The sequence below is a fragment of the Flavobacterium sp. genome (genome assembly GCF_044376915.1).
Lineage (GTDB): Bacteria > Bacteroidota > Bacteroidia > Flavobacteriales > Flavobacteriaceae > Flavobacterium.
The window spans coordinates 1-10,767 of sequence record NZ_JBILKB010000067.1; the positions used below are offsets into that span (position 1 = coordinate 1).

Genomic DNA, 10,767 nt, shown 5'->3' on the forward strand with positions numbered 1-10,767 from the left:
TGACCAAATTATTAGGCTATTTTAAAGCGAGAAATTAAGAAAAATGAGAAAGACGATTTACTTACATATTGCTTTACTTTTTGGGGTTTTTGGGTTTTCTCAAAAAATCACCACTTCAATTGATTCTTCACAAATAAAGATTGGATCTCAATTTCTTTTAACCATTAAAGCCTCAGTAAACGCAAAAGACAAAGTAGTTTTTCCTGAAGGGAAGTTTTTTGGGGCATTGGAAGTTTTAGAATCGTTTCCAATTGATACCGTTAAAAATAATGCACAATATGAGTTAATCAAAAAATATGGGTTAACCCAATTTGACTCCGGAAGATATGCTATCCCAAAATTATTGGTAAAAATCAATCAAAAAGCCTTTCGAACGGATTCATTGTCTGTGTTGGTAAATAACATAAAGGTCGATACCACTAAGCAACAAATGTATGATATCAAAAACATTATTGCCACCGAAGAAAAACCGAGTAGCGAATGGTGGAAATGGTTGGTATTATTAGGATTAATCATCGCTTCTGGTTTTGCGGCGTATTTTATCATCAAGAAAATTCAAAAAAGAGAGGATTCGGCTGAAGAATTTTTCGCATCACCTATTGAAAAAGCAATCGCATATCTTCAAAATTTAGATAAAAAACAATTACTCCAAAAAGGAGAAGTCAAAGAATACTATTCTGAAATGACCGATATTGCAAGAACCTATATCGAAGAATCGGTAAAAGTTCCGGCTATGGAAAGTACTTCTAGCGAATTGGTTGTTGCTCTAAAAAAAGCGATTTCTGAGAAGAAAATGTTCATCAACAGAGACGATTTAGAACAATTTAAGGTAGTTTTAGAAAATGCCGATTTGGTTAAATTTGCCAAATCAAAACCCTTGCAGTTTGAAATTGAAAAAGACAAAGGAATTATCGATAAATTTTTAATTATCATCGATAAAGCCTTACCTCGAACTGAAGCCGAAGCCGAAGTGCTTTTTGCTGAGGAAGTCCGCAAAAAAGAATTAAAACAACAAAAATTTAAACGAACCGTCATTGCCGTTGGTATAGCAGCATCCCTATTTGTTTTAGCGGTTTCCCTGTTTTTATACACCATTGGTTTTGACTATTTAAAAGAAAATTACCTAGGGTATTCTACAGCCGAATTGTTGGAAAAAGAATGGGTTTCTTCAGAATATGGAGAACCCGCAATTATCATAGAAACCCCTAAAGTGTTGCATCGCAATAACGATGAAAAAATTCAAAATAATCTGCCTGAAAATGTAAAATCGACGAATCGATTTATGTCTGGAAGTATTGTGGATGATTTTTCAATTGTATTAATTACCACAGCATTCAAAGACACGACTCGATTAGATTTGGAAGTTGCGCTTGAAAATGATTTGAAAGAATTGGAACGTTTTGGTGCAAAAAACATCATTGTAAAAACGGCCGATTTTGAAAATGCAAAAGGGTTATCGGGTAAAAAGTCTTCAGGAACGTTCACCGCTTTCAATTCGAAAACAGATGAAGAGCAAAAGATGAGCTATGAAATTGTCGTGTTTGCTCAACCGGGTGGCGCTCAGGAAATCTTCTTAATTTATAAAGAAGATGACACACATGCCAAACAAGTAACAGAAAAGATTCAAAATTCAATCGAACTAAGAAAAGCGAAGCAATAATGGGTAAAGTAACTTTTTTAAATCCGGAATTTTTGTGGCTTTTTTTACTAGTGCCCATAGCAATTGCTTGGTTGTTTTATAAACGAAATCAACTTTCGGCAACGTTAACCATGCCTACCATTGCGCCTTTTGTGGGACAACGTACATTTTTAGCGAAAGCAAAACCACTATTGTTTGTCCTACGATTGTTGGCATTGAGCTCGATTATCATAGCCTTGGCACGACCAAGAAGCGTTGATGTAACGTCAAAATCAAAAATGACAAAAGGGGTTGATATTGTAATGGCCATCGACGTTTCGAGCAGTATGTTGGCAAACGATTTAAAGCCCAATCGATTAGAAGCACTAAAAAAAGTAGCTTCAACTTTTATACAAGATCGCGTAAATGATCGTATCGGATTAGTGGTGTATGCTGGCGAAAGTTATACTCGCACGCCGGTTACTTCCGACAAAGCCATTTTGTTGCAATCGTTAAAAACTATTGTCTACGACGATAGTGTTTTGGCTGATGGGACGGGTATTGGCGTTGGATTAGCTACTGCTATCAATCGCATTAAAGACAGTAAAGCTAAAAGCAGAATTGTGATTTTATTGACTGACGGCGTAAACAACTCCGGGACTATTGACCCAAGAACAGCTGCAGAAATTGCCAAAGAATATGGGATAAAAGTATACACTATTGGAATCGGCACAAACGGCAATGCTCTGTTTCCTGTAGCAAAAGACGCCAATGGTAAATTGGTATTCAGAAGGATGCCGGTTGAAATCGATCAAAAATTAATGCAGGAAATTGCAAAAACAACTGATGCAAAATATTTTAGAGCGACTTCTAATCGAAAATTACAAGCCATTTACGACGAAATCAATACCTTGGAAACTACAGAAATCAACGAACAAAAATTTTATAATTACGATGAAAAATATAAAATGTTTGCTCTATTAGCTTTTGTATTATTAGGAATTGAAGTACTCGCTCGAAATACTGTTTTTAGAGGAATCGTTTAGAAAAAAAATCATGTTTGAACTAGAAAGCCCAATCTATTTTTATTTGTTTGCCCTAATTCCATTAGTGGGTGCTTTTTTTCTATTCAATTTGTATTGGAAAAGAAGACAACAAACCGCTTTTGCAGATAAGCCGTTATTTCAAAAATTAAGTCCGGAACAATCTACCTTTAAATCGGTATTAAAATTAGTTATTGTACTGGCCGCACTGGCCTGTGTCATCATTGCTTTAGTCAATCCAAAAATGGGGACCAAAATGGAAACGGTAAAGCGTCAAGGAATTGATATTGTATTTGCGGTTGACATTTCAAAAAGCATGCTAGCCGAAGATATTGCGCCCAATCGATTGGAAAAAACCAAACAATTGGTGTCTCAAATCATCAATCAATTAGGAAACGACCGTGTAGGTATTGTGGGTTATGCCGGAAGTGCCTATCCCGTTTTACCGATGACATCAGATTATAGTATTGCTAAAATGTATTTGCAAAGCATGAACACCAATATGGTTTCTTCACAAGGAACCGCTTTTAATGATGCCATTAAGCTTTCGGTGGATTATTTTGACATCAAAGACACGAGCAAGTTAATTATCTTAGTTTCCGATGGAGAAGATCATGGCGATGGTGCTGAAGAAGCTATTGAAATGGCTAAAGGAAAAGGCGTTCGCATTGTAACAATTGGTGTGGGAACAGAAAAAGGAGGGTTGATTCCATTGAAAGATTCCAATGGAAAAATTTCGGGATATAAAAAAGACCAAAAGGGAGAAAATGTGATTACAAAATTATATGCTGAAGTGCTTACAAATATTGCTACACAAACCAAATCGAAATATATTGTAGGAGCCAACACTAAAGAGGTGGTGGAAGAAGTAAAAAAAGCTTTAGATAAAATCGAAAAATCAGAATTTGAATCCCAACAAATAGCTGATTTTGAATCTCAATACCAATGGTTTTTGGGCTTGGGCTTTCTGTTGCTTTTGGCCGATATTTTCTTATTGGAGAAAAAAACGAATTGGGTGCAGAAGTTGAATTTATTTAACGAGAAAAAACATGAATAAGATCATCTATAGTATAGTTTTATTAATCAGCGGATTTCTTTTCAGTCAGGAGAGCGATAAAAACCTCTACAACGGAAACCAGTCCTTCGCACAAAAAAACTACGCAACTGCCGAAGCGGATTTTCGAGTAACTGAATCCAAAAAATCGCCCAAAAAAGCAGTTGCGGGATACAATTTAGGCAACAGTATTTACCGTCAAAACCAATACGGTGAAGCACAAATTAAATACATTCTTGCGCTTGAATCGGCCAAAACAAAAACAGAGAAATACCGCATTTATCACAATTTAGGGAACACCTTTATGATGGATAAAAATTATGAAGCAGCGGCTGAGGCATACAAAAATGCCTTACGCAATAACCCAAAGGACGAAGAAACGCGCTACAATTATGCGTTGGCTAAAAAGAAGAAAAAAGAGAACCCTCCTAAAGATAATAAAAAAGACAATAAAGGCGGAAACGGTCAAGATAACAAACCGCAACCCAAAAATAACGAAGGCAATAAAGACAAAGGAAACGACAAAAAAGATTCCGATAAAGACCAGCAAAATAACAAAGATAAACAAGGCGATAAGCAACAAGGCAAAGGAGACGGCGAGAAAAAAGAAGATAAAAATGAATCGCCAAAACCAAGTGGTGCCGACAAACAACGCATTGACAATATATTAGATGCCGTTAATAATGCGGAGAAGAAAGTGCAAGACAAAGTGAATGCTAAAAAAGTAAAAGTGCGTCCGGCCTCAAATGAAAAAGATTGGTAAATCATGAAAAAAAGTGTTGTTGTATTTTTTTTATTTCTGTATTCGTTTGTAGCAGCTCAAGTAAAATTTGAAGCACAAACGGATAGAGATGTATATGGTTTAAACGAACGATTTCCCATTGCGTTCTCTATCAATAATGAAGGGGATAATTTTCAAGGGCCAAAATTTCCTGGATTCAAAGCAGAAGGACCCTTTATCAATAAAGGTAATCAAACTTCTATTACCATAATTAATGGTAAAATGACACAAAAAAGGGAAATTACAACCCAAGTCGTTTATTATTTGACCCCCACAAAAAAAGGAACATTTACCATAGGTTCGGCAAGTATTGAATACAACGGAACAGTTTATAAAACAGTACCTATAAAAATCACCATTTCAGATCCTATTCAAATGCCGAGTTATCCCGGCCAAAACCCGAGACAACAACAAAACTATAATTTTGGAGAAGGCATCCATTTGGTGGGGGAACTATCGACCAAATCGGCATATGTCAATGAGCCGGTTACGGTGATTTATAAATTGTATTTTCCGTATAACAGTTCGGTTTCCAACTTGCGTAATTTTCAAGCGCCAAAATATCAAGATTTCTGGAGTCAATATATTGACATGAAACAATTACGTGCCGAAAAAGGAAAATATAATGGCAAAGATTACAGTGTCGTGGCCCTTCGAAAAGTAATTTTATATCCATTAGAAGCGGGGTCAAAACGAATTGAACCTTTTAAAATTGATGTAGATGCTGAGGTACCCACTGGAAGAAGTGATTGGTTTGGTCGAATGGAAATGACCACTGTTGAAAAAGCACTCTCCACCGGAATCCAAACGATAACCGTAAAACCCCTTCCCGAAAAAGGAAAACCAGCCAGTTTTACAGGAGCTGTTGGTGCTTTTACATTTAAAGTTACCCCTTCCAAAACCAAATTAAAAGCGGGTGAGTCCCTTGACTTAGAAGTCACCGTATCGGGCAAAGGAAATTTGAAGTTGTTTACACTTCCTAAACCGGTGGTGCCGAGTTCGCTAGAAATGTATGATCCGGCACATCAAGAAAATGTGCAAACTCCAGTTACAGGCATGACGGGAAGCGTTTCAGATAAATACACTATTATTCCCCAATACAAAGGAAAATATTCGATAAAACCCATTGCGTTTTCATATTATGATTTGAATAGCAAAACATATATTACGCTATCTTCTCCAGAAATTACTCTTGATGTTTTAGAAGGAGATGGTACTTTGGTAGCAAACAACACAACGAAAAACAAACAAGCGATACTTAAAAAAGAAGTTTTCCAATACAACAAATTAACCACTTCATTTGTGGCCACTGCTAAAAAAGATTTCTTGGGATCAGGGATGTTTTATGGGTTATTGATTGCACCATTGCTTCTGATTCCGGTTGTGGTATTGTTACGCAAACAAAAAGAAGCCAAAGATGCTGATGCTTTTGGCAATAGAGTAAGAAAAAACAACAGATTGGTTAAAAAATATTTGTCGGAAGCCAAAAAGCAAATGGGCGATAAAGTACCTTTTTATATGGCTATGGAAAAAGCACTTCACAATTTCTTAAAAGCCAAATTACATATTGAAACGGCAGAAATGAGCAAAGACAATATTGTGGAGTTGCTGCATCAAAGAAATGCTTCGGAAAATAGCATATCGCAATTTATGGTATTAATGAATGATTGCGAATTTGCGCGCTATGCTCCGGCAACAGACACGGCTATGGTTAATGATTTTGATCGAGCCATTGCAATAATTACCGAACTTGAAAAACAATTGAAATCATGAGAAGTATCAGCGTAATTTTACTATTGTTTTTGATTTCATTTGCTAATGCAAACGAATCCATCCAGGCAACTTTCAAAAAAGCAAACGATTTATATCATAAAGAAAAGTTTTCCGAAGCGGTAACAGCTTTTGAAAGTATTGAAAAACAAGGCAACGCTTCGAGCGATTTGTATTTTAACATTGCCAATTGTTATTACAAATTAGGCAAGGTGGCACCTTCTATTTATTATTACGAAAAAGCAGTGCTTTTAAACCCTGATGACGAAGCCATAAAAACCAATTTGTCGTTTGCTCAGAAAATGGCAATCGACGACATTAAAGTTATGCCAGAGGTTGGATTTAAGAAAATCCTTAAAGAATATACGCGGGTTTTTCATTATGATACTTGGGCATGGATTGCCGTTTTAATTGCTTTTTTGAGTTTGCTCTCTTTTTTAAGCTATTATTTTGGAAATACGGTACTGTTAAAACGTGCTTTTTTCAGTTTATTCCTGCTGTTTATAGTAGGCATTGGTATAACCGTTTTTTCAGCTTTTTTGCAAAAAAAATGGAGTTCAAATTATAATCCTGCGGTAGTTTTTGCTGCATCGACGACATTAAAATCGGAACCCAAAACAACTTCAGAAGATGTAGTTACGTTGCATGAAGGTACAAAAGTTTACGTATTGGCAACCCTAGGCAATTGGTCACAAGTAGAGTTAACCGACAAAACCAAAGCTTGGATTGACAAAGAAGCAATAAGGGAAGTGAAGAAGTAGTTTTCAGTGCTCAGTTGAAAGTCTTTTGGCTTAGCTTGTCAAAGTTTTTACTCCTCACTCTCAACGCCCGACTTCAAACCATCATACCATCTTTCAATCGTAGGATAAATTGCCTTTGCACTATTTTGAATGGGGTGATAAAAAATAGAATTCTTTTGTGTTTCTTTGGCAATTAGTAGGTTATTGATGTTGATTTTTTCCACAATAAAAAGTACTACACTCAATGTTAAAATCATTTTCAGCACGCTAAAAATGATCCCCGCAATTTTGTTGATTCCGCCTAAAAAAGCAACATTAAAAACTTTTGTAAGCATTTTAGCACTCAGGTGAATCCCAATAAGTACCAAAATAAATGTCAGTATAAAAGCGGTGATGGTGATGTATTTTGAATGCCATGTTGGAAAAAATCCTGAAAAAACAGCACCTATCCAATTCGAAAATTTGAGGGCTACATATATTCCAACTAACAATCCAATAAACGAAGCAACTTCAACAAAAAAGCCATTTTTAAACCCTTTATATATGGCAAAACCTAATAAAATAGCAAAAACAATATCAATAAAACTCATTTGAAAGAAAATAGATTAAAGAACAAAGATAAAAGAATTGCTGAAACTGGTTTTCTGTTCTTATCTTTGCATGAAATTTGGTAATTGGTTATCGGTAATAGGTCATAGGAACCCATCACCCATCACCCATCACTTAAAACCCAAAAAAATGTCTAGAGACGAACAATTAAAACAACGCTGGGAAAGTGTTGTCAGCATATTATCAGAAAAATTTTCAGGCGGAGAGGACCTTGATTTAGAAGGTATTATTTATTTAATTGGCGTGCAAGAATTGGGTAAAATTCATGCCACTTTTAAAAAAGATGAAAAAGTAAACCTCATGCACATAGCCATTTGTCGTTTGTTAGAGCCATATGGGTATTATGAATTTGAATATTTTGATAACGAAGGTTGGCCGCATTACAAAACCAAAGAAGAATTACCCCCGTTAAAAGCAGGTGAACAAGCAGTGTTGATGAAAGAAGCAATTGTAAGCTACTTTTTAGAGAAAGAGTTGATAGCGTAATGATTTAGGAGTAACGATTTATGATTTTAGAAGTTTTAGTTAACTTGAAACTTGAAACTTGAAACAAAATACATAAATTTGTACCATTATAAAACGAGCGATGATAGAAACGATTAAAGCCCATATTGAAGAAGTAAACACTTTTCAAACCGACAACAAAGAGCAATTAGAAGCCTTCCGCATCAAGTATTTAGGAAGCAAAGGTTTATTGAAAGACTTTTTTGCCGAATTTAAAAATGTGCCAAACGAACAAAAAGCGGCCTTTGGACAAGTAATTAACGAATTGAAAACTTCGGCTGAAACCAAAGTAAAATCGATTCAAGATGCTTTGGAGAATAAAGAAGAGGCTAAAGGCATTTACGGAGACACTACACGTCCGGGTGAAGCCATAGCTGTTGGTTCCCGTCATCCCATCTCAATTGTAAAAAATCAAATGATTGATATTTTTTCAACGATTGGTTTTAATGTGTCTGAAGGTCCCGAAATCGAAGACGATTGGCACAATTTTACAGCATTAAATTTACCTGAATACCACCCGGCAAGAGACATGCAGGATACGTTTTTCATTCAAACCAATCCAGATGTTTTATTGCGAACGCATACATCATCGGTGCAAGTGCGCTACATGGAAAACAACAAACCACCCATTCGTACGATTTCACCAGGACGTGTATTTCGTAACGAAGCTGTTTCATCGCGTTCACATTGTATTTTCCATCAAGTGGAAGGTTTGTATATTGATAAAGACGTTTCCTTTGCCGATTTAAAGCAAACTTTGTTGTATTTCACCAAGGAAATGTTTGGGAAATCGAAAATTCGTTTGCGTCCGTCCTATTTTCCATTTACAGAACCTAGTGCTGAAATTGATATTTATTGGGGGTTAAAAACCGAAACGGATTATAGAATTACCAAAGGAACCGGTTGGTTAGAAATTGGAGGTTGTGGAATGGTCGATCCAAATGTATTGAAAAACTGCGGTATCAATCCAGACGAGCATACGGGTTTTGCTTTCGGAATGGGAGTAGAACGTATTGCCATGTTGTTGTATCAAATTGGTGACATTCGTATGTTTTATGAAAACGACGTTCGTTTCTTAGAGCAATTCAAAGCATCAATTTAGACATTGCGAGGAACGAAGCAATCTCACGTACTATGAAAAAAGACATTATCATCCCAAAAGTAGCAAACGTTCACATTGTGGCTTTTCAAGAATGGAACGACGATTTTATGGAAAATTCTTGGTATGCTTATTTAATAAACGATACCGATGATTTATTAGAAATGGCTATGGTAGTTTCTCGTGCTTATGGTTTAATCAATGGCGAAGAACGCAAAACGGGAACATTCCGACATGCGTTTGCCATAGTAGAACCAAGAACCGCCGTAAAAGTAGAATTGTTAGAAAATAACGTTTTGCAATTGAATAACGAATTCATGTTGTCCTATTTCTCAAACGGACAATTATTTGATAAAACCTTCGTTTTTAAAACCAATTCCATCAACGAAAAAGCCACGGCCGATTTACCCATTATCAACAAAAAAGGCGTTTTAGCAAATTAATTTATTCTCTTGTAAGAGGATTCAAAATAACTAAACCACGAATTCAGAAATGCATTTGTGGTTTTTTGTTTTCACCTCATAGAAACATAGATTAACTTTATTAATCTTGAGTTGTTTCACTTTACATAGTCAACATAGAAAAATTTATATGAACTCATATAAACAAAGAACATCTTCCACTTTCTTATATGACTTATATGTTTAAAATTCAACACAATTCTATAGTTACCTCAAAAAAACGAAACGCTTTTAAAAGAAAAATCTATGTTGCTATATGGTAAAAACTCAAAAACAGCTTAATCCGCACAACAATTAGAAAATATTTTTACCTTTAAGAAATTTTTCATCCCAACGACATGAAACCATTTCTTATTGCTATACTTTTTGTGGCCTCTTTTTCACAAGCACAAGATTTTGCCAAACACATCAATCCTTTAATTGGAACAGGTGGTCACGGGCATTCTTTTCCAGGTGCAACGGTGCCTTATGGTATGGTACAATTGTCTCCTGACACCAGAATCGACGGGAGTTGGGACGGTTGTGGCGGGTACCATTATTCCGATAATTTAATTTACGGATTTTCCCACACGCATTTGAATGGAACCGGTGTTTCAGATTATGGTGATATTATGCTAATGCCAACAATGGGTGAACCTTCGTTTGACAATAAGATTTATTCCTCTACTTTTTCGCATGCCAATGAAAAAGCTTCCGCTGGATTTTATGCTGTGAAATTAGACAAACATAATATCGATGTGCGTTTAACCACTTCAACCCGCGTTGGGTTTCATGAATATACGTTTACTAAAGACGGACAAGCCAATATTATTTTAGATTTGAATCATCGCGATAAGCTTTTAGAAGGCAGCATTCGAGTAATTGATGATAAAACTATTGAAGTCTTACGAAGAAGTGAAGCTTGGGCAAGAGACCAATATGTGTATGCTCGCATTGAGTTTAATGTGCCATTGAAAGTGAATTTGGTTGCAGAAGAAAACACGGTAAACACTAAATTACAAGGGATATACAAAGGAACAAAATTGGCTTTAAGTTTCTCCAAACAAGTCAAAAAAGGTGAAAAAATCCTCGTAAAAGTGTCACTTTCG

The 10,767-nt window shown here is 35.8% G+C and carries 10 protein-coding genes and 1 pseudogene; 10 read left to right on the forward strand and 1 reads right to left on the reverse strand.

What is annotated here, in order from left to right; all coding sequences use genetic code 11:
* The first annotated feature begins 43 nt into the window (after nt 1-43).
* From ACIQ6Z_RS07585 to ACIQ6Z_RS07610, 6 genes are read left to right on the forward strand one after another with little or no spacing between them, the layout of a single operon-like run.
* Nucleotides 44-1,660, forward strand: a complete 1,617-nt coding sequence (locus tag ACIQ6Z_RS07585; RefSeq protein WP_396210307.1) for a hypothetical protein — start codon at nt 44-46, stop codon at nt 1,658-1,660.
* Nucleotides 1,660-2,664 carry a VWA domain-containing protein gene (locus ACIQ6Z_RS07590; protein ID WP_396210308.1) on the forward strand — a complete coding sequence of 335 codons (1,005 nt, stop codon included), beginning with the start codon at nt 1,660-1,662 and terminating at the stop codon, nt 2,662-2,664. Before ACIQ6Z_RS07585 ends, ACIQ6Z_RS07590 begins: the two co-directional genes overlap by 1 nt.
* A gap of 10 nt (nt 2,665-2,674) precedes the next feature.
* The gene (locus tag ACIQ6Z_RS07595; protein ID WP_396210309.1) at nt 2,675-3,718 is read left to right on the forward strand and encodes a VWA domain-containing protein; all 1,044 of its coding nucleotides are present in this window, start codon (nt 2,675-2,677) and stop codon (nt 3,716-3,718) included.
* Nucleotides 3,711-4,478, forward strand: coding sequence for a tetratricopeptide repeat protein (locus tag ACIQ6Z_RS07600; protein WP_396210310.1), 768 nt, complete (start codon nt 3,711-3,713; stop codon nt 4,476-4,478). The genes ACIQ6Z_RS07595 and ACIQ6Z_RS07600 overlap by 8 nt, the downstream gene beginning before the upstream one ends.
* 3 nt (nt 4,479-4,481) lie before the next feature.
* Nucleotides 4,482-6,269 carry a BatD family protein gene (locus ACIQ6Z_RS07605; protein ID WP_396210311.1) on the forward strand — a complete coding sequence of 596 codons (1,788 nt, stop codon included), beginning with the start codon at nt 4,482-4,484 and terminating at the stop codon, nt 6,267-6,269.
* Nucleotides 6,266-7,027: a tetratricopeptide repeat protein gene (locus tag ACIQ6Z_RS07610; RefSeq protein ID WP_396210312.1), complete on the forward strand. Its 762-nt coding sequence runs from the start codon at nt 6,266-6,268 to the stop codon at nt 7,025-7,027. The genes ACIQ6Z_RS07605 and ACIQ6Z_RS07610 overlap by 4 nt, the downstream gene beginning before the upstream one ends.
* Nucleotides 7,028-7,074: 47 nt before the next feature.
* Here the strand turns inward: ACIQ6Z_RS07610 and ACIQ6Z_RS07615 are convergent, their stop codons facing one another.
* The gene (locus ACIQ6Z_RS07615; protein ID WP_396210313.1) at nt 7,075-7,596 is read right to left on the reverse strand and encodes a CvpA family protein; all 522 of its coding nucleotides are present in this window, start codon (nt 7,594-7,596) and stop codon (nt 7,075-7,077) included.
* Nucleotides 7,597-7,744: 148 nt separating this feature from the next.
* On the opposite strand from ACIQ6Z_RS07615, the gene ACIQ6Z_RS07620 reads away from it, so the two are divergent.
* The 4 genes and pseudogenes from ACIQ6Z_RS07620 to ACIQ6Z_RS07635 all read left to right on the forward strand — a co-directional run.
* Nucleotides 7,745-8,101: a hypothetical protein gene (locus ACIQ6Z_RS07620; RefSeq protein ID WP_396210314.1), complete on the forward strand. Its 357-nt coding sequence runs from the start codon at nt 7,745-7,747 to the stop codon at nt 8,099-8,101.
* Between the two features lie 100 nt (nt 8,102-8,201).
* Nucleotides 8,202-9,221 carry a phenylalanine--tRNA ligase subunit alpha gene (gene pheS, locus ACIQ6Z_RS07625; RefSeq protein WP_396210315.1) on the forward strand — a complete coding sequence of 340 codons (1,020 nt, stop codon included), beginning with the start codon at nt 8,202-8,204 and terminating at the stop codon, nt 9,219-9,221.
* Between the two features lie 32 nt (nt 9,222-9,253).
* Entirely contained in the window at nt 9,254-9,661 is a 408-nt protein-coding gene (locus tag ACIQ6Z_RS07630) for a hypothetical protein (protein WP_396210316.1), read from the forward strand.
* A 356-nt stretch (nt 9,662-10,017) separates the two neighbouring features.
* Nucleotides 10,018-10,767 (forward strand): annotated as a pseudogene (locus ACIQ6Z_RS07635) (alpha-mannosidase); the annotation flags it as partial.

Excerpts from the sequence above, each read along its gene's own strand:
- ACIQ6Z_RS07630 (WP_396210316.1), top strand. The coding sequence starts at position 9,254 with ATGAAAAAAGACATTATCATCCCAAAAGTAGCAAACGTTCACATTGTG.
- ACIQ6Z_RS07585 (WP_396210307.1), top strand. The coding sequence starts at position 44 with ATGAGAAAGACGATTTACTTACATATTGCTTTACTTTTTGGGGTTTTT.
- ACIQ6Z_RS07600 (WP_396210310.1), top strand. The coding sequence starts at position 3,711 with ATGAATAAGATCATCTATAGTATAGTTTTATTAATCAGCGGATTTCTT.
- ACIQ6Z_RS07615 (WP_396210313.1), bottom strand. The coding sequence starts at position 7,596 with ATGAGTTTTATTGATATTGTTTTTGCTATTTTATTAGGTTTTGCCATA.
- ACIQ6Z_RS07620 (WP_396210314.1), top strand. The coding sequence starts at position 7,745 with ATGTCTAGAGACGAACAATTAAAACAACGCTGGGAAAGTGTTGTCAGC.
- ACIQ6Z_RS07610 (WP_396210312.1), top strand. The coding sequence starts at position 6,266 with ATGAGAAGTATCAGCGTAATTTTACTATTGTTTTTGATTTCATTTGCT.
- pheS (WP_396210315.1), top strand. The coding sequence starts at position 8,202 with ATGATAGAAACGATTAAAGCCCATATTGAAGAAGTAAACACTTTTCAA.
- ACIQ6Z_RS07590 (WP_396210308.1), top strand. The coding sequence starts at position 1,660 with ATGGGTAAAGTAACTTTTTTAAATCCGGAATTTTTGTGGCTTTTTTTA.
- ACIQ6Z_RS07605 (WP_396210311.1), top strand. The coding sequence starts at position 4,482 with ATGAAAAAAAGTGTTGTTGTATTTTTTTTATTTCTGTATTCGTTTGTA.
- ACIQ6Z_RS07595 (WP_396210309.1), top strand. The coding sequence starts at position 2,675 with ATGTTTGAACTAGAAAGCCCAATCTATTTTTATTTGTTTGCCCTAATT.